We start from the raw sequence: 18,128 nt of genomic DNA, 5'->3' as shown, positions 1-18,128 counted from the left end.
TAGGGGGCCGGTGGACCTAACGAGGCATGACGCGAACCCGCTGACCGTGCCGGGACCGAAACTACAGATCGCACGTGTCGGCACCCGCCGAACATCTTCGGCCAGCGTCGGCGAATCGCAAGCCCGGTGGGTTACGGACGATAGGCAGGCTGGCATCCTTTCGATCATGCCTCGACAGTTTCAGGTTGTCATCGACTGCCACGATCCGGATCGGATGGCCGCCTTCTGGTCTGCGGCCCTGGACTATCGGGTTGATCCAGCTCCGGCCGGCTATGACGGTTGGATGGACTACCAGGTCGGCCGGGGGTTCCCGGAGAACGAGCGGGTTCACTTCGCTGCGGTGCACAACCCGCGGGGGCCGGAGCGGCTATGCTTCCTCGCGGTGCCAGAATCCAAAACAGTCAAGAACCGGCTGCACGTGGACATTCAGGCGACCTCTCCGGATGACTCGTTGGCGCGCAAGATCGAGCGGGTCGACGCGCTGGTGGCCGAACTCCACGGCCTCGGTGGTACCGCGCTGCGGACCGGCCGGGAGCGCGGTCAGTACTTCGTGACCATGGCTGATGTCGAGGGCAACGAATTCTGCGTGCACTGAATCCCCGGCATGTCAGCAGACTTTGATGTTCTCCGGGTTTCTCGGAGTCGGTTTGGTTGCCCGACCAGGTCGAGACCGCCGTCCACCTCTACCGGCTCGGATGGTCCCTCACCTGAGTCGGGCAGCATCTCGGCGTAGCCCACACCACGACCCTGACCGCACTCCGCCAACACGGAATACCCACCCGAGATACTCACGGAAGACCTCGGTAGCGGGCGCATTGCCATGTCATCCGTCTGAGTAGCGGCCCGCTTTGGACCGACCGACCCGGCTACCCGGCGCTTGCGGTCGCCGACTGAATTTGCCGCCGATGAAGGCTGCCGCCGAACGTTCGAGTCACATTATGCCGCAGCGTATCCGGTGAATTCGTGCGCGGTCACGGTGACCATGCGACCGCCCATCGCCCGCACCTGCGAGTGGACTCTGGGATCACCACTGGGCGGCAACAGCATCGACCACACCGGAGTTCCGTCGACGCCATCGATCGCCTGCACGGTGACACCGTCGGTCAGGATGAGATGGGTTGCGTCGGTGATGCCGTCATAGCTTGTGAATTTCGTGGCGTGTTCGAACGGCGAGGGCCGCTGCCAGATTCGATGCCCGTCGGTGAGATCGAGCCCGGAAAGCATTGTGCCATCGAGTGATCGGATGATCACGGTATCTCGCACCACACCCTCGATCGCGTCCTTGCGCCCGGCTGTGTCGTCGATGCCGATCTCGGGATTGGTCCACAGGACTCGGCCTGTCGTGCGCTCGTAGGCACTCTCGCCGGTCAGGATCGGCAGTGGCGACGCGGTGGCGACCGGGTACCACTCGAGCATGAAGCTGGCATTGGCGACCTCGGTGATGCGGTGTCCGTCGCGGCCGAGCAACGCGACCTTTCCCGCGGTGCCGCTGCGATCGATCACCTGCGAGGCGATCATGCCGCCGTCGAAGACATAGCCGACCGGTCCGGTGAAAAGCGGCTCGCCAGTGCGCAAATCGTAGACACGAATGTTGCCGTAGCGCCCGTACCGGAAGTAGTCCGGTGCGCTGATGACGGGTATGACCGGCTCTCCGGGAACCACTGTCGGAAACGTCTTACGCCAGCTCGCGGCGATATCTGAGACGGTTCCTCGCGTGAAGACAGCGGTCTGCCAATCCGCGGTTCGCCCCGCCACCGTGACGACACCGTCGCGAGCATCGACCTGCTCCACCTCGAAATCGGTGATGTGGTCGGTGAGCACCGTGCCCGTCGCGCTGTCGACGATCAGGACCCGATGGGTGTCCCAACAGCTCAGCAGGCCCTGAAACACCCGTTCGGCACAGCTGGCGATCGCGCCGACATCGATTGTCCAGTGCGGCTTTCCGGTATCGGGGTCGATACCGTGCAGTCGCACCGCGCTGACCGGCTGCCCGACCCCGCCACCCGCGCTGTCCGGCACCGCGGTGGCCGCCACGATCGTGGTCCCGGCATCCATCGGCGTGCCGTTTCCGTAGTAGACGTTCAGACTGTGCGGAGCGGACAGTAGAACAGCGCCGGGGTCAGTGGACAGATCGGCGGCGCGCACCGTCCAGCGAGGAGTGGGTGCGGAGCCTAGAGTGGGCTCGATACGAAACTTGCCGCCCACCACCGGCGTTGCCTGCTGGGACTGCCGTGGTGATCGGTCCGCCCATACGACCGCAGCGACACCCACCACGACGGCCACGACCAGCACCGCGATCCAACTTCGACGCCTGTTCGGACCGGTGAACCACTGTGCAGCCGTGTTCATGCGGAGAGGTCTCCTTCATACATCTATCTGGACCAGGCACTGGCCGAACTGTGCGAATCTGCAAGGTATCAGCCATCGTTGAAGGGTGGCGATCGTGAGGACGACCCATCGCTGGTGATTTCCCATAGCTCGAAGATCAAGTTCTCGGCGCGGTGAGATTCGCCGACCTGGAGATGCCGCGTCTGAGGAAGCAAACGAGCTTCAGATGGTGACGCCGCAGTCGATCTCGACCATGATCGGGACGATGTAACAGACCCCAGCGGGTGGTGGCCATCAAGAACCCTTCTTCGAAGTGACACGCTGCTGCGTCTGGCGCGGCGCGGGGGCGGCCAATGCCACGATTCAACAGCGGATCGTGCCGGTTCGGCTGTACTACGACTACTTGATGGAGGAGGGCCCGCGGGAGTCCAATCCTGTTGGGCGCGGCAGATATACACCGCGTGGCCGCCGAGGTGGGCATCAGCGCGGCCTGGTTCCGCGACTGACGAAGCTGCCGTGGATCCCTACCCACACGTCGAAGACGTTGTAGACGACCGTGATTCAGCCAGAGATAACGTCGGGGCGTTTCGCCGTGAACTCCGCCTGGGTGCTGTGCGCGACGATCGCGTATAGCCTGCTGCGCGCCGCCGGTACGCTCGCGGGCCCGATCCTGAGCAAAGCCCGCAGCGCGCTACCCTCCGACGAAAGATCATCGCAGTCCCTGCCCGACTGGACCAAGGATCATGCAGGAATCAGTCGTCGGTCAGCTGCTTGCGAAACTCCTGCCGCCAATGGGGGTCCTGACGCCGCCCCACGACCAAGCCGAGGGCTTCCCGGGCCGGCAGGTTGAGCGCGTCGGCCAGGGCGCGGGCGGCCATGGCGCGGTCCTGCCAGACAGACCGGTCTTTCCAGTCGGCGTATATCACCTGGGCCTCGGCGTGCACGCGGCGCAGCCGCAGGTCAAGGGCGGAATCGTCGGTAACGCCAGGGTGATCCTCCTCGCTCAGCAGGGACAGTGCGGCAGCGACCTCGTCATAGGTGTCGAGTCCGGTCTCGGTGGCCAGTGACGACATCTGCGCGGCGAGTACACGGCGCAGGCGCTCAGGCGTCGCGGCGTCGACGAGGGCGGTAAACCGGTCAGGCACGAGTGTCTTGAAGTTGTGCTCCGGGAGCCCGAAGTTGTTGTCCGGGAGCAGGGGAAGGATCCGCGCGCTGTCGAGTTCTCCGTCCAGGCCGGGCGGTGGCAGTGGGATGCCACAGCGGCGAACGACCTCGTGACACACCGCCAGCAGCCGTTCCTGCCACTGCTGTGGCGTGGGTTCCTGACCGGGTGGCGTCGGCAGACCGGGGAAGACCTCGAACGGGTCGCGCGCGTCGTGGGGGACGGCCGATCGGGTGTCGTACCTCGTCACCAGTTCGCCGTTGTCGAAAAGGGACACCGAGATAGGGCCGCTTTTACCCTGATAGCTTACGGACACCGCGCGGGTGCCGCGGGACACACGGCGCAGCACCTCCTGGCGTGTGCCCTCGAAAAGATGAAGACCTTCCTCGATGCCGAACGCCCAACCGCCGCGGGTTCCCACACGGACCACCGGCAGCAGCACGCGAGGGTCCTGCCGCTGGTCTGGAATTGCTGCCTCCTCCCTCCACCGTGGGCGCCGGGTCTCGGGCAACGCGCCGAACCGGCGCAGGAGTTCGGTCTCGTCCAAGGCCTGCGCGAAGGTCAGGCAGAAATTGTCGTAACCGCTGGGCCAGGTCTTGTTCAGCGTGGCGTGGGAAGTCGTCCGGCCTGGCGCGGCGATGACCGGGTCGGCGAGCGCAAGGGCGAACAGGGACCGAGGCTCGGCTCGCCGTTCGGGAGCGTACTCCCACAGCAGCATCCCGTCATCGACGACAGGCACATACGATAGCCCCACCTTCATGACGGTTCCGTTTTCGAGAGAGTCGGCTACCTGTTCCAGGAAGGCTGCGAGGCTTTCCCAGTTCCCGAAGCTCGTACCCTCGGACTCCGCGTGCTCGCCTACCGCGCCGAACGACTCGCCTCGACGGCAGTCCACGACCAGCGCGTCCACACTGGAGGTGCGGGCGAAGGTGACGAAGTCCTGGTGCCAGTAACCCTCGAATGGCAAGTCCTCGCCATGCCTGCCCCACAGTTCGTGGTGCATCCGGCCCGAGGAGAGGATCTCGGCAAGGGTGTAGGGCTGATGGCCGGGGAAGCTGAAACCCCCCTCCTTGGGGGAGACGAAACCCCGCTCCCCGGGGGAGACTCCGTCGTGGTGCCGCAGATACGCGACCAGATCCGCGGGGAACTCCACCCCCAGCTCGGTAGCTGCGGCGCTGATGGCATCCTGCGAGGCGGGTGGGCGCAGGGATGCGAAGGTACGCGGCGCATGTGCGGCGAGCCAGGAGTCGATCCGTCGCCAGGACTCTTCCATGAGGGTGACGTGCATCGTCCGATCATCACATCCACCTCTGACACCGATGCCTGCTCCGGAGGCCACCTCGGCCGATACGGGCGATGGTCTCAACCCTGCTGGCAAGCCGACCGCGCTGATCAGCGCGATGCCAGCCGGGGGCCGACCACATCGACCACGCCGATGTTTTGCGTGCCGGTCGGGGGCAGCTCTTCTGCAGCATCTCTATGAGTTCGACCCAGTCCGGGCCATCCAGGGCACTTTCGGGCATCCGCCAACGATGCACCATCGACACGACCAACGCAGTTCTTCCACCACACCTGTGGTGATTTGCTACGGTCTTCGCGAAAGCCACTGAGCTGCAACAACGTTCTCAGATCCGGGCATCAACTCTCCGGGACCTTTTGTTTTGGTGGGCCTAACGCTCCACAACGCGAACACCCTGACGGCCGATGGTCCAGAGATTCGGATCAGGCCGGTAGGCGTTCGGCAGGTGAAAACCATGGCCTGACCTGCTTTATTTCACCGATCGGCGCTCCGCCGGTGCATCGGGACCACCGCGCACACCCCGGACGGGTCCCGTCGCGGCGACGGCCCACTAATGCACGAAATCGGCAATTTCGGATACTGTGCGCCGCAGGGTATTTCGTTCCCTCAACGGGGCGGCTCAGCGGACAGGTGGGCCTGAAATTTCGGCCGCAGCGGTGGTAGCGATGCAGAAGGGATGCCCGGCGGGGTCGACCAGGACGCGAAAGCGTTGGCCTCCGGGCTGGTGCGGTGCGAGCGTAGCGCCTAGGCAGAGCAGATGCTGTTCGGTCTGTGCGAGGTCTTCGACGCAGAAGTCGAGGTGGAGTCGACGTGGTGCGGAGGGGTCGGGCCACGGGGGTGGTTGATGGTTGGCGACGTGTTGGAAGTCCAGACGTACCTCGTGTTCGCTGGTCAACACGACGAAGTCCGGGCTGCACGAACTTAGTTGCCCACCCAGGAACTCCTGATAGAACCGAGCAAGTCGGGTGGGGTCTGGGCAGTCGATGGTGACAGCAAACAGGTTCGCGGTGGCGGTCATCTGCACAATGCTCTCAACTGCCGGGGGATCTGCAACCCGTGCGATGCGCCGCGCGCTCTTTCAATGAGCAAGCGTCACTACGAACGAAGATGCGTTGTCGCACAAACGTTTACGAACCGATGATCGCGCACTCAGCGGCAAGAGCGTGTTTTGGCCGCCGGTGAAAACCGGTGGTACGGACCGCACCTGCATAGTTACGGTCGATCGGTGCCGGATGCGATCTTCGCTCATTCCCGCCTTGCGCTGATCTACGACGAGTTCGAAGGTGATCGCGAGGATCTGAATGTCTATGTCGGCATCGCCGACGAGTTGGGTGCCGAGGTGGTGCTCGATGTCGGCTGCGGGACAGGACAGCTCGCTGCGCTGCTCGCGCGCACCGGCCGGAGCGTCGTAGCAATCGACCCAGCCGAAGCATCCCTGGAGGTCGCGAAGACGAAGCACGTACCGCCCGGAATCACTTGGTTGCACGGCCACGCCGCGAACCTCCCTGCGGTAGCCGCCGACCTGGCGGTCATGACCGGCAACGTGGCCCAGGTCTTCCTCACCGACAACGACTGGACCGATACGTTGGACAGCATCCGCAGCGCCCTGAGGCGCGGCGGGCATCTGGCTTTCGAGACCAGGAGGCCGGAGCGCCGCGCATGGGCGGATTGGGCCGCCGACACAACTCCGGTGATCCGCGATATTCCGGGCATCGGGCGGGTCGAGCAGCGGGAAGTCACAGCTGTGGACCTTCCGCTCGTATCGTTCCGGCACACATACTCATTCGCCGCCGATGGCGCCGTCGTCGTATCGGACTCGACCCTCCGGTTCCGCGAGCGGGCGGAGATCGAGTCGGACCTGATATCCCACGGCTATCGAGTCCACGATATCCGGGACGCTCCCGACCGCCCTGGGCGCGAGTTCGTATTCATCGCCGAATCGACATCCTGAACAGGTGCTGGACACGCTGTCTTCGGCATAAGCGTGCGTTTACCCGGCTGCCCGGAGTGTGTCGGGCCTTGAAGGCCCTGGATAGCTCGCAACAAGTGACACTGAACCACCGCAAGATGTTCGCGCAATGCCACATAACAGCGAAGCCGCAGGTCGATGACCTGCGGCTTCGCTGTTCAGTGGACGTTGGGGGAGCTTACTACAACACAAACATGCAGGAAGACGCGCTGGAAAAGCTGCTGACGATGCTGCCCGACCCCGCCGGACCGGCTGCTGCACGAACTGGACATCCCAACCCGCCTCGGCCCCATCAGCTCCGACGACGTCTCACCGCCTGCGACCGCGCCGAGATCATTGCCACCTACGAAGCCGGTTCCTCCGCCAAACAGCTCGCCGCCCAATGGCAACTCGCCAAAGCCAGCATCCTGACAATCCTGCGCGACGGGGGCACCCGCATCCGGGGACAGCGGCGACTCACAGAAGACGAAATCGACCACGCCGTCACCAGCTACCAGCAGGGCGAATCACTGTACCGCATCGGCGACCGGCTAAACGTCGCCCACACCACCGTCGGCTCAGCCCTCGAACGGCGCGGCGTCCCGCGGCGTGACACCCATGGCCGATCTTGATGACGTCCCGCATCATCAGGTGGGCCATGAGCTTGTATCGGCGAAATCCGACGTCGCGATCTTGCTTGACATCCCCTGTGGCTGCCACGGACCGCGCGACCAGCGGCATTACCGGATGTCTCGAGCCGCAGCGCCTTCCGCCCTGTTCAGTCGCGCTCCAGCGGCAATGCAGAACGTCACGGCCCCCAGAGGGTTCACTCGCCCTTGGGAAGTCGTGGTTCCGTGTCGGGTGAAAGCCATTCGCTGCCAGGAGGGGAGAGCGGCTCCGGGCGAGTTCCGCACAAGTCGCGAATGGCTTGCTGGACCGCGTCTTCGGGTGAAAGCGGTTCGCTGCCGGGAGGGTAGATCGGCTCCGGGCGAGTCCCGAACAAGTAGTCGCGGAAGGCTCGCAGGTACTCCTCCAGTTCCCGTTGATCGGCGAACCTGGTTTCGGTCGGGTCGAACCATTCGTCCGGTGTTGGGCGCCACGCGATCATGTAGTCGAGGGCTTCGCACACCATGCCCCCATAGGTCGGATCCGTGGCGCAGGCGGCGCGCAGCACCGGGACGCTATCTCGCATTCCGCGGCCGTACTCGGCGCGGTGCGTGTTCACCAGCGGCCACAGCATGCCATTAATATGCGGAATCTCGTCCCACCACGTGGTCTTCGTGCGCAGGGCCTCACTGGCCCGCACTCGGCGTGATTCTGTGACAGGTGTCGGGTAGTCGCCGGGCGCGCCTCTTCGGTCGATGTCGCGGATCGGCCCGGTTCCAAGGTTGACGGGCGGATACCAGACGCCGCGCCACACCGAGACTCCGAGATAGCGCGAAACCGGCAGTGGCTCGGCCAGTGAGATGTCGACCGTAATCCGGCGCACGGGTGGCATCGGTCCGTCGATGAACAGATCCGCCACCATCGACAAGCAATCCCGCACGTCGAATGCAGTCACACCGACGCCCTGCCATAACCATGTGGGGCACTCCTGCCGGTCGAATTCGATCCAGAACCGCCGCACCGTGGTCATGCTCGATTTCCCCCCAACGGCATCAATATCGAACGCTGACCCGATGATCCCAGAACTGATCAACGCCTACCACTCGATACTCGGTAGATGCGGACGTTCGCGACAGCGCGGTAGACGGCAATGACAGTGCGGCCGAGTTTTCGGCGCGGACTCGGACTTCTACGTACGAAGGGTGCGTCCGGAAACCTCTGAACGCGCTGATGCGCGTTTGGACGTGCACCAGGCGCCGGGATGATACTGGCGTGGCTTCACGTCCCGGTCCGCCGATATCGCCTGACGACCTTCCGGAACCGGATACTGTGCGGCGACTGGTGATACGCGGTCAGGAGGCGAAGTTCCTGTTTTCCGCGCAGGTGACTTGGTCACAGGCGCGGGACGCGGCAGACAGACTGCAAACAGAGCTGTCCACGGACGACGATCTCCTTGTCATCGCCTCACCCGGTTTCCACTCGCAACCCTCGCCGTCGCTGACTGTCCTGCAATTGATCGGCGTGGACGATGTTAAGCGGCTGCATGGCCGACTCGAGGCGCTGGTAGCCGATTACCGCGCCCTTGCTCACCGGGTTGGCCGAGTTGTTGCGACTGCACATTGAGCCCGCCGACAAACGAGGCGAGCAGTATCGGAATCCGCTGGAGGCCGACGGCGAAACCTGGTGGTGGCACGACCATGGCGAACACTGCCTGTTCGCCGACCCGGACAGCGACACGGAGATCGAGGTGAACACCTACTGCCCCGATGAGGTCGACCCGCACTTCTTGCTGCAATACGCCAAATCCACAGATCGTTACCGAGACATCCACACTGCTTGTCTCGAAGGTATCCATGGCATGGCCCGGATGTTGGAACTCGCCGCCATCCCACCGACTCGTCGACCGACCACTCACCGAGGATCATTTCGCCGCGTACACCGAGCTGGGCAGGATCATGGGTAGGAAGCGGTGAAATGCGCTGAAGCTTTCAAGGACGCCCGGCTAATCTGAGCAATCACAGCTTCTAGTTTGTCAAGCCGCTGCTTGTTGATCTTGGTTGAGGTCCGAATCGAACCGACTTCCCGATTCGCACACACACGGTTGTCGCGGAGAGGAAGATCGGGAACGAAATACACGAGCAGAGTACTCACCGGAACGGCGACCTTCGACGCTGGAGGAGTGGCAATGTCCGTGTACCGATCCAGATGCGACGACGATAGACGTGACCACGGATGTCGCCCGTGACCACGCCGGAGTCGGATCTACGCGCCGACCTGGTTCTCGCGGGTGGTGGCGTGAAAGGTATCGGCTTGGTGGGGGCAGTCGCCGCGCTGATCGACGTCGGGTACCGGGTCTGCAGAGTGTCCGGCACTTCGGCCGGAGCGGTATTCGGGGCCATCGTCGCGGCAGCGTCGAAGAGCAGACGGTTGACCGGTACTGATGTGAAGGACCTCGCGCTCAGTCTCGAGTACGACAAGTTTCTCGACCCTGGGCCCATCGAGGACATACCCATCGTCGGACCGTCGTGGGCGATGCTTCGTGGAAGCGGAATCTACCGAGGCGACTACGCCCACCAATGGATCGCGGAGAAACTCGATGAATTGGGGGTGACCACGTTCCGGGACCTGCGCATCGACGACGACGCCCTCCCCGAACAACGGCGATATTCCCTGGTGGTCACCGTCACCGACGTGACGACCGGCCAGCTCGTGCGACTGCCGTGGGACTACGACCGGGTCTACGGTCTGGACCCGGACACGCAACCGGTGGCCGATGCCGTCCGCGCGTCGATGGCGATTCCGTTTTTCTTCAGACCGGCCTGGTTGACCAGTACCGCCGGGGTGAGGTCGACCTTGGTGGATGGTGGGGTCCTATCGAACTTTCCGATCGATTCTCTGGATCGGACCGACGGCCTGCCGCCCCGTTGGCCCACCTTCGGAGTTACCGTGCTGCCCAATCTGCCTGGTGGCAGCGACAAGGTGATTCCGCAACTCGGTCTGCTTCGCCTGGGCGGGGGCCTGCACCTGTTCGAGAGTGTCCTCACCACAATGCTGGTCGGCCACGATCAGGCATATTTGAGCCAGCCCTGGGTCGACGCCCGCGCGATCCGGGTGGATTCGACCGACGTCGGCGTACTCGACTTCGACATCAAGGAACAACAGATCGAAGCGCTCTACCAGAAGGGGTATGTAGCCGCACAGCAGTTCTTGTCCACCTGGAATTGGCCGGACTACGTCGAACGCTTCCGGGCTCCGAACATATAGTTGTGCATCGCCATCCGCCCGCACAGACCCCGCGCACACCGATCTGGTTGTGAAACACCCTGCTGCCCAACATATTCAGCAGACTCAGCCGCGGCGGCAGTGAGACCCGGTCCAAGCCGAGTCGAGTTCCGAACCCGAACGGCCTCTCGCGCTGCGACACCGCGACCAGCGCTGCCGACCCGGTCGCAGCGTGACGGTGCGCCCGACCCAGCCAAATCCGACAACGTGGTGGTGCCCGCCGACACCGACACCGCCGTCTCGATCGACGACCCGGTCTATTTCGATCGCTTCGCCGACGGGAATCGCGATGGTGCCGTTCGCTTTTCGTAGTGCCGGTTTGGCTGATTGGGGCCCGGCCGGGCGCGCGCCGCGCATGCGCAGCAGCTGTAGGTGTTCGGGCAGCAGTCGGGACGAGACGGTGCGGATCAGATGCCCGTCGAGGCTGATGTAGAGGCTGCGTGGATCGGCCCAGACGGTCACCATGTGACCGATATAGGCGCGCAGGCTCACCTTCTGCCGTGCATTGGCCAAGGTGATCTCGCCGCGGGCCGGGACCCGAACCTCGAGTTCGACTGCCCCTCGTTCGAGGGCATTGGAGCAGGTTCGATCACATCGATGAGAAGCGTTGCGGGCGAGGTTGTTTCGCCACCGACCGGATCTGGATCGAGGTTGGCAGGGACATCGAGGCGGGTGGGTCCGTTCGGGCGGAACAGGCTGGCCGGTGTGGGCATATCCAATGCCTGGTGAGGCCGGTGATGGTTGTAGGCGGCGATCCGACCGTCGACAGCCTGCTGGGCGGCGGTCAGCGATTCGAATGGGGCGACGTGGTCCAGGAATTCTTCCCGAAGCGTCTTGTGGAACCGTTCGATCTTGCCTGTCGTGGTCGGTGACCGTGGTTTCGTGCGTCGCTGGGTGATGCCGTTCTCGCGGCAGATCCTCTCGAACAACACCTCCACCGGCTGCGGCTCGAGTCGGCGGCCGGTGAATTGCGCCCCGTTGTCGGTCAATACCTCCGACGGCACCCCGTAGCGACGCATCGCCGCGGTAAATGCCTCACACACCGCTCGGCCCGACGGAGCCGATAGCACCGCAGCCACCACCATGAACCGGGAGTGGTCGTCGATGCCAGTCAGCAACTTGCACTCACGGCCGTCGGCCAGCGGAACACCACCGACGATGTCGAGTTGCCACAGATGCATCGGCGTCTGCCGCTGCCAGCGTCGACACTGGCGTTTATGCTGCTGCGCTTGCTCATTCACCATCCCGTTGCGAGTGAGTACTCGATGCACCGTCGCCCGCGACGGTGCACGATACAAACCCTGCCGGGCCAGTTCGTGACCGATCCGGCGGGCTCCCCACCGTGGATGCTCGCGCCGCATGCGGCAGATCAACGCCTCGGTGTCGGCATCGAGCTTTGTCGGGCTGGTGTGCGGGCGTCGTGAGCGATCGGCGAGGCCGGGCACGCCCTCGGCCCGAAACCGTTTGCGCCACGTATCCAGCGACTGCCGGGTAGTGCCGTAACGAGCGGCGACCTCGCCGATCGGAGCACCGCCCAGAACCTCGCACACTGCCCGATACCGGTACTCCGCCAACGCTTGCTGATCCACAACCACCCGCTCGTGCTGATCGCTGCTCGGGTCGGAACCTCGGCCAACTCCGCCGTCGATGCCTGCATCGCGCCTGGATCCAGCCACAGCGGCTCGCTCACCCGATCTCGCTACCTACATCGCACGCACTTCACGCTGTACGTAATATCCCGGAGCCGAGAAGTGTGTAGTCACGTCGGGAACGCCAGCACCGCAGCGCCCACACAGATCACAAACATAGCTGCCGCATTCAAAAACAGATTGCGGCCGAAATCTTGTGCTGCGACGTGCATCCCGATGGCTATGAGAAAATAGAGCACGAGCGCAGCGCATGTCACCGCGGTCAGATACGGCACCCAGAGCCCGAGAATCAATCCTGCGCCGGCTGCGAACTTGATAGGTGACATAACCCACCAAAATCTCCTGGGCCAATTCACCCCTTCGAAACAGTCAGCGATGAACTGAAACGGCTTTATGCACATGATCGCGTCACCGAACTGAATGAACGCTAGGACCAAAACAGGCCATAACAGGTCAGGAAACTCAAACATTCAACCCACTCCGTCGTTGTCGCAGGACTTATATGGATGAGACGAGATGCCACCACATAACGTGACTGTGATGCATATCGCAATCCACTGTGCGGGCAGCGCGGCCTTACGAGACTGTGGGTCGAAGGTTCCAGCCTGATTCCCCACAGATGGGCTGCGGGAAGGTGCCGTGTCGCCTCTTGCCGCCGGGCGAAGTTCACCATTCTGGCACAGTCTTCGTGCTGCCGAGGCTCGGCATGTCGTCGGCGGAGTACCCGACTCGGTAATGATGCCGGGCCATTTCGGGTGATCCTGTTCGGAAGCCGTCGCCGCATTTGGACGACCGATGATCGAAACAGTCGACAGCGAGGGTACTCGACGCCCATTCACAGCCCGACATAACTCCGCAAGTGTTGCGCAGTTACCGTCTGCGACGCACCTACCAACTCGGTTGGTGTGCCTTCGAACACGATCCGACCGCCATCCTGCCCCGCGCCCGGTCCCAGATCGATGATCCAGTCGGCGCGAGCCATCAGTGCTCGATGGTGATCTGCGGCAACAACCGTCAGCCCAGAGTCGACGAGGCGGTCGAGAAGTACGGTCAGCCGCTGTACGTCATCGAGATGTAGCCCGGTTGTGGGTTCGTCGAGAACATAGATGCGTCCAGGTCCGGCCAGCTGGATCGCCAGCTTGAGGCGTTGTCGTTCCCCTCCGGAGAGCGTCGTCAGCGGCTGGCCGAGGGTGACGTAGCCGAGGCCCACGTCGATCAGGCGGTCGAGGATGGTCGAGTCGACGTCCGACTCGAGAAAATCCCTCGCGTTTGCGATGGACATCGCCAGCACAGCACTGATGTTTTCCCCACGAAGGTGATACTCGAGTATCTTCGACCGGAACCTTTTGCCGGCGCACGCATCGCAGGGCGTGGCCACGGTCGCCATCATCGCGAGGTCGGTATATACAACGCCATTTCCGTTGCAACTCGGGCAAGCGCCTTCGGAGTTCGAACTGAACAGTGAAGGCTTCACTCCGTTCGCTTTAGCAAACGCCCGACGGATGGCGTCCATAATTCCTGTGTAGGTAGCGGGATTGCTTCTTCTCGATCCGCGGATGGACGCTTGATCGAGAAACACAACATTCTCACCGCGCGGGATCAAGTCGCGAAGTAGCGAACTCTTACCGGACCCTGCGACTCCCGTGACCACGGTCAGCACGGCCAGCGGAATATCGACGCAGACGTTCCGTAGATTGTTCGTGTTCGCAGAGTCGATGCTCAGTACGCCTGTCCACCGTCGCGGCGCCGTTTTGATGGCGATCGCATCATCAAGCCGTCGGCCGGTGATGGTCTCGCTACTCCGCAGCCCGGCCAGGGAACCTTCGTATGTGACGCGGCCGCCGTCGATACCTGCACCCGGTCCGAGGTCGACGATGTGATCCGCTATGGCGATGGTCTCCGGCCTGTGTTCGACGACGAGAACCGTGTTTCCGCCGTTCCGAAGGCGTATGAGAAGGTCGTTCATCCGACAGATGTCGTGAGGGTGCAGTCCCGCGGTGGGCTCGTCGAACACGTAGACAAGATCTGTCAGACCGGCCCCGAGATGGCGGACCATCTTGATCCGCTGCGCCTCTCCTCCGGAGAGCGAGACGGATGTGCGGTCGAGCGAAAGGTATCCCAGGCCGATTTCTATCAACGAGTCGAGCGACTGGATGACGCTCCGGATCAGCGGCGCTACTTTCGGCTCGCGAATGGATTCTACGAAGTCGCGCAGTTCACGTGCCGGCATCGATGAGCACTCTGCAATGTTCTTCCCCTTGATGCGGGACAAGAGTGCAGTGCTGTTGAGTCTGGTCCCATCGCACTGTGGGCAGACTTCATCGGTGAGGGCCCGCTCCATGAATGCACGGAGATTGGGTTTCACCAGGTGCTTGTCCTTGGAGAGTATCGTTCTCTGCACTCTCGGTAAGAGACCCTCATGTCGGGCATTTATGCCGTTCATAGGCACCGTCACTGCTTCTCTGTGGAGGAGCTCGTGCCACTCGGGCTCGCTGTAGTCGGCGAGTTTCTTGTCGCCATCCAGACCGCCGGCCTCGACGAAGAGGCGAACCAGCCATCCACCCGGCCGGTAGCCCGGAACGGTGATTGCGCCCTCGTTCAGACTCTTTGTTCGGTCGACGAACTCCTCGAGGCTGATGTCGCTCACAACACCCACCCCTTGGCATCCAAGGCACATGCCGTCTGCCGCATTGAACCCGAACGACGACGCCGGCCCTGCCTGCGGCCGGCCGAGCCGACTGAACAGGATCCGCAACATGGAGTTGATATCCGTCGAGGTGCCGACGGTCGACCGGGCATTGGCGACCGGGGGCTTCTGATCGATGACGATGGTCGCCGCGAGGTTCTCCAGCGCGTCGACATCCGGACGAGATAGACGCGGCAGATGGCTCTGTGCGTACGACGAATACGTCTCATTGACGAGACGCTGCGACTCTCTGGCGATGGTATCGAAGACCAGCGATGATTTGCCGGAGCCCGAGACTCCGGTGAAGACAGTGATACATCTCTTGGGGATGTCCAGGGACAGGCTCGCGAGGTTGTTTTCCCTGGCGCCACGGACTCGGATCACCTCGTGCGAACGCAATCCGGGCGCGTCACGAATCGTCGTCGTCCGGGGAACCTCGTCGTAGGCCGTCATCAACGAAATCCCGAATCGTCGGCAGGCAGGCCCCGATCTTGTACTTCGACGATGTAACGCCAGGCATCTGGGCGCGTGCCGTCGACATCGTCGAAATTGTAGCGAGATGCGAGTTCGAAGCTGGAAACGACAGAACCCCCGAAACGATCGCGATCGAGGTCCTCAGCCAGCGCCGCGATTCCCCGTGCAACGAACGTGGGCGACTCCGAAATCACGAAATGCGGCTCAGCCGCGAGCGCCTCGCGCCAATTGTCCGCCCTGACGCCGAAGAGGTCCAGCATCGCTTCAGAGCGAAGCCAACCCGGCGTGACTGCGATAGCCGTACCGCCGTGCTGGGCCATCTCGTATTGGAGGGCGCCGGTCATCCGCTCGGTCGATGCTTTGACCAGATCATAGAAAAATCCCTGATCCTTGCGATAGGACCGGTTGTACTCGGTTGTCCCGTCGGTGAGTTCGATCAAGAGCGATCCGGGCCGACGTAACATCAGTGGAAGCACCTGGTGCGCGGTGATGACATGGCCGTCGATACCCAGTCGCAGCATCCGGAGACCTCGCTCCAGGTTGTGCTCCCAGAGTTTGTCGCCGAACTGCGCATAGATGTCGCCGCCGAACAGACCGTTCACCAAGATGTCCAGTCGGCCCTTTTCCGACTCGATCTGCTCGACCAGATTCGACACCGCCGATATGTCGAGGTGGTCGACGACGAGTGCGCGCCCGTCTCCGACGGCGGCGATGAGGTCGCCCGTCTCCTCGATCGTTTCGGGCCGATCGATCTCCGACCGCCCCGCGGATGCACTGCTTCGGCCAGTTGCATACACGAACGCTCCCGCTCGCGCGAGCTCCACGGCGATCGCGCGACTTGCACCACGGGTAGCGCCGGCCACAAGAGCGACGCGTCCGGTAAGGGGGCGGGTGGGTGCAGTCATCGGATGACCTTCCAGGAGTAGACAAGGGTGGTGAGCTGGTCGCGTGCGTCATCGACCAGACTGCCGACGGGGGCAAGCGACCAGGAAAGATGGATCCCGGCCACCAAGGCGCGCAACATACGCGCTGCTTTGCGGTGATCGGGAGCGGACGGAAGTTGCGCACGGGCCTCTTCGACCGCGGACTGAAGGATTCGAGTCTCCCGCTCCCACCCTTCCGCAAGCAGAGTCCGCAAGGTCGAGTCCCGCAGATCGTCGGCAAAAGCGGCCAGCTGACTGCTCGCCCTGAAGGCGTGGTCGAACGTGGAGGTGTCCCACAGCGCGCCGGCGATGAGTCGTTCCACAGGGTCGTCGTGCGGACGCATAGCGGACGCCATCCCCGGCGCTATCGAGGCCAGCCACCGTTCCGAAACGGCAACGACCATTTGAGACTTGGACCCGAATCGCTTGATGAGGGTTGCGGGAGAGACACCTGCACGGGCGGCCACATCACCGAGCGTGAATCCGGCCGCTCCACTCTCGAGGAGTAGTTCGTGTGCGTGAGCGAGCAGCTCTTCGCTTGTCGTTTCCCGAGGACGAACCATAGGGTTAGTAAACCACAATTTACTAACCCTACAGTCCGGGGGTACCTCGTCGCGGGGGCGTGGACGCCCCTCGCCACCGCTGGGCGAACCGGGCGCATGCAACGTTCGAGCGCATCAATATGGCTCATTTCGCACGGGTGGTCAGCGGCCGATGCTGTCCAGCTCGGTCACGTCTTCGTCGGAGAGGCAGAGCCCAGCGCCGGTGATGTTTTCGTGCAGGTGCGCCGTCGAAGAGGTGCCGGGGATGAGCAGGACGTTCGGGGAACGCTGCAGCAGCCAGGCCAAAGCGACAGACATCGATGTTGCCCCCAGTCGGACGGCAACCCTCGAGAGCGTCTCGGACTGCAGTGGCGTGAAACCCCCGAGGGGGAAGAACGGCACATAGGCGATGTCCTCGGCGGCAAGTCGGTCGATGAGATCGTCGTCGCGGCGGTGGGCGAGGTTGTACATGTTCTGCACGCACACGATCGGGGCGATGGCCTGGGCCTCGGCGACCTGCTCGCTGGTGACGTTGCTGACCCCGAGATAGCGGATCAGACCCTCCTGCTGAAGCCCGACGAGTGTCTCGAACGCCTCCGCGATCGAGCCGGGCTGAGGGCCTTCGGCGTCGCCCATGCGCATGTTGACCAGATCCAGTACCTCGCCCCCGAGGGACTGGAGGGTCTCGTGAACCTGCTTACGTAGATCCTCGGGTCGGCGGGCAGTGGGCCAGCCGCCCTGTGCATCGCGTTCCGCTCCCACCTTGGTCGCGATGAACAACGACCCCGGATAGGGGTGCAGGGCTTCGCGGATCAACTCATTCGTCACTCGCGGCCCGTAGGCGACGCTAGTGTCGATGGCCTCCGCTCCGGGCCCGCTACCGCAGATAAACGGGTAGCAACCTCGACGTCGGTATTGAAGCTCGACAAAACATCGAGGGTGTAGCTGTGGTCTGAATCCACCGGCCTCCAGCAGCGATCTGGCGATGTCAAGGTCATCCGATCCGGAGTCGCCCGATCGCATCCTGCCCTGGGCAGTGCAGCTAGCTGGTGGCCGCGGCGTCCCGTATCGCCGTTGCCAGGGGAGTCGGGTCGTAGCCCTCGGGCACGCCGTCGACCAGGATGATGTCGCCTTCGATGTGCCGCGAGCGCAGCGGCGCGATCTCCCGGTACGCGGGCGAGTCCCACCACGCCCGCGCCTCGCCGATCGACGGGAAGCCGATCATCAC

Annotated in this window: 16 protein-coding genes and 3 pseudogenes; 6 read left to right on the top strand and 13 right to left on the bottom strand. The window is 63.3% G+C overall.

All coding sequences use genetic code 11. The features are described from left to right. Positions 1-166: 166 nt before the first annotated feature. Positions 167-595, top strand: a complete 429-nt coding sequence (locus AB0J29_RS19825; RefSeq protein ID WP_364787861.1) for a VOC family protein — start codon at positions 167-169, stop codon at positions 593-595. A 341-nt stretch (positions 596-936) separates the two neighbouring features. Here AB0J29_RS19825 and AB0J29_RS19820 read toward each other — a convergent pair whose 3' ends face one another. Next, a complete protein-coding gene (locus AB0J29_RS19820) occupies positions 937-2,349 on the bottom strand; it encodes a PQQ-binding-like beta-propeller repeat protein (protein ID WP_364787858.1) in 1,413 nt (470 codons plus the stop codon). A 550-nt stretch (positions 2,350-2,899) separates the two neighbouring features. Between AB0J29_RS19820 and AB0J29_RS19815 the strand changes: the two are divergent. Continuing rightward, positions 2,900-3,060, top strand: a pseudogene (locus tag AB0J29_RS19815) (IS1380 family transposase); the annotation flags it as partial. Between the two features lie 20 nt (positions 3,061-3,080). Here the strand turns inward: AB0J29_RS19815 and AB0J29_RS19810 are convergent. Beyond that, positions 3,081-4,778: an SMI1/KNR4 family protein gene (locus AB0J29_RS19810; RefSeq protein ID WP_364787855.1), complete on the bottom strand. Its 1,698-nt coding sequence runs from the start codon at positions 4,776-4,778 to the stop codon at positions 3,081-3,083. A 631-nt stretch (positions 4,779-5,409) separates the two neighbouring features. Further along, positions 5,410-5,808 (bottom strand): VOC family protein, encoded by a 399-nt coding sequence (locus AB0J29_RS19805; protein ID WP_364787852.1) that lies wholly within the window; start codon positions 5,806-5,808, stop codon positions 5,410-5,412. A gap of 207 nt (positions 5,809-6,015) precedes the next feature. On the opposite strand from AB0J29_RS19805, the gene AB0J29_RS19800 reads away from it, so the two are divergent. Together AB0J29_RS19800 and AB0J29_RS19795 are read left to right on the top strand one after the other, a co-directional pair. Continuing rightward, entirely contained in the window at positions 6,016-6,741 is a 726-nt protein-coding gene (locus AB0J29_RS19800) for a class I SAM-dependent methyltransferase (protein WP_364787849.1), read from the top strand. Between the two features lie 68 nt (positions 6,742-6,809). Further along, a complete protein-coding gene (locus AB0J29_RS19795; protein WP_364787846.1) occupies positions 6,810-7,370 on the top strand; it encodes a helix-turn-helix domain-containing protein in 561 nt (186 codons plus the stop codon). Positions 7,371-7,564: 194 nt separating this feature from the next. On the opposite strand, the gene AB0J29_RS19790 is transcribed toward AB0J29_RS19795, so the two are convergent. Next, positions 7,565-8,374: a hypothetical protein gene (locus AB0J29_RS19790; protein WP_364787843.1), complete on the bottom strand. Its 810-nt coding sequence runs from the start codon at positions 8,372-8,374 to the stop codon at positions 7,565-7,567. Between the two features lie 552 nt (positions 8,375-8,926). On the opposite strand from AB0J29_RS19790, the gene AB0J29_RS19785 reads away from it, so the two are divergent. Further along, positions 8,927-9,307: a hypothetical protein gene (locus AB0J29_RS19785; protein WP_364787840.1), complete on the top strand. Its 381-nt coding sequence runs from the start codon at positions 8,927-8,929 to the stop codon at positions 9,305-9,307. 278 nt (positions 9,308-9,585) lie between these two features. Then, positions 9,586-10,608 (top strand): patatin-like phospholipase family protein, encoded by a 1,023-nt coding sequence (locus AB0J29_RS19780; protein WP_364787837.1) that lies wholly within the window; start codon positions 9,586-9,588, stop codon positions 10,606-10,608. 84 nt (positions 10,609-10,692) lie between these two features. Here the strand turns inward: AB0J29_RS19780 and AB0J29_RS19775 are convergent, their stop codons facing one another. From AB0J29_RS19775 to AB0J29_RS19735, 9 genes and pseudogenes are all read right to left on the bottom strand, one after another. Then, on the bottom strand, positions 10,693-11,139 hold the full coding sequence (locus AB0J29_RS19775) for a hypothetical protein (RefSeq protein WP_364787834.1): 447 nt from the start codon (positions 11,137-11,139) through the stop codon (positions 10,693-10,695). Beyond that, complete coding sequence (locus AB0J29_RS19770; RefSeq protein WP_364787831.1) at positions 11,115-12,221, bottom strand: IS481 family transposase; 1,107 nt, start codon at positions 12,219-12,221, stop codon at positions 11,115-11,117. Before AB0J29_RS19770 ends, AB0J29_RS19775 begins: the two co-directional genes overlap by 25 nt. Before the next feature lie 164 nt (positions 12,222-12,385). Further along, positions 12,386-12,745 carry a DoxX family protein gene (locus AB0J29_RS19765; protein ID WP_364787828.1) on the bottom strand — a complete coding sequence of 120 codons (360 nt, stop codon included), beginning with the start codon at positions 12,743-12,745 and terminating at the stop codon, positions 12,386-12,388. A 365-nt stretch (positions 12,746-13,110) separates the two neighbouring features. Then, positions 13,111-15,414, bottom strand: coding sequence for an excinuclease ABC subunit UvrA (locus tag AB0J29_RS19760; protein ID WP_364787825.1), 2,304 nt, complete (start codon positions 15,412-15,414; stop codon positions 13,111-13,113). Continuing rightward, positions 15,414-16,340 (bottom strand): SDR family oxidoreductase, encoded by a 927-nt coding sequence (locus AB0J29_RS19755; RefSeq protein ID WP_364787822.1) that lies wholly within the window; start codon positions 16,338-16,340, stop codon positions 15,414-15,416. Before AB0J29_RS19755 ends, AB0J29_RS19760 begins: the two co-directional genes overlap by 1 nt. After that, positions 16,337-16,681, bottom strand: coding sequence for a TetR family transcriptional regulator C-terminal domain-containing protein (locus AB0J29_RS19750; RefSeq protein WP_364788121.1), 345 nt, complete (start codon positions 16,679-16,681; stop codon positions 16,337-16,339). The genes AB0J29_RS19755 and AB0J29_RS19750 overlap by 4 nt, the downstream gene beginning before the upstream one ends. Positions 16,682-16,759: 78 nt before the next feature. Next, positions 16,760-16,921: pseudogene (locus AB0J29_RS19745) on the bottom strand (TetR family transcriptional regulator); the annotation flags it as partial. 141 nt (positions 16,922-17,062) lie between these two features. After that, positions 17,063-17,758, bottom strand: a pseudogene (locus AB0J29_RS19740) (oxidoreductase); the annotation flags it as partial. Between the two features lie 184 nt (positions 17,759-17,942). Continuing rightward, positions 17,943-18,128 (bottom strand): DUF1330 domain-containing protein (locus AB0J29_RS19735; RefSeq protein ID WP_364787819.1); only part of this gene is annotated, 186 nt, incomplete at its 5' end.

Origin of the sequence: Nocardia sp. NPDC049707, assembly GCF_040674855.1 — a bacterium.
Classification (GTDB): domain Bacteria; phylum Actinomycetota; class Actinomycetes; order Mycobacteriales; family Mycobacteriaceae; genus Nocardia.
The sequence above is the reverse complement of the archived record's forward strand: the minus strand, read 5'-3'. Positions and strand labels throughout refer to the sequence as shown.

Excerpts from the sequence above, each read along its gene's own strand:
- AB0J29_RS19825 (WP_364787861.1), top strand. The coding sequence starts at position 167 with ATGCCTCGACAGTTTCAGGTTGTCATCGACTGCCACGATCCGGATCGG.
- AB0J29_RS19820 (WP_364787858.1), bottom strand. The coding sequence starts at position 2,349 with ATGAACACGGCTGCACAGTGGTTCACCGGTCCGAACAGGCGTCGAAGT.
- AB0J29_RS19810 (WP_364787855.1), bottom strand. The coding sequence starts at position 4,778 with ATGCACGTCACCCTCATGGAAGAGTCCTGGCGACGGATCGACTCCTGG.
- AB0J29_RS19805 (WP_364787852.1), bottom strand. The coding sequence starts at position 5,808 with ATGACCGCCACCGCGAACCTGTTTGCTGTCACCATCGACTGCCCAGAC.
- AB0J29_RS19790 (WP_364787843.1), bottom strand. The coding sequence starts at position 8,374 with ATGACCACGGTGCGGCGGTTCTGGATCGAATTCGACCGGCAGGAGTGC.
- AB0J29_RS19765 (WP_364787828.1), bottom strand. The coding sequence starts at position 12,745 with ATGTTTGAGTTTCCTGACCTGTTATGGCCTGTTTTGGTCCTAGCGTTC.
- AB0J29_RS19760 (WP_364787825.1), bottom strand. The coding sequence starts at position 15,414 with ATGACGGCCTACGACGAGGTTCCCCGGACGACGACGATTCGTGACGCG.
- AB0J29_RS19755 (WP_364787822.1), bottom strand. The coding sequence starts at position 16,340 with ATGACTGCACCCACCCGCCCCCTTACCGGACGCGTCGCTCTTGTGGCC.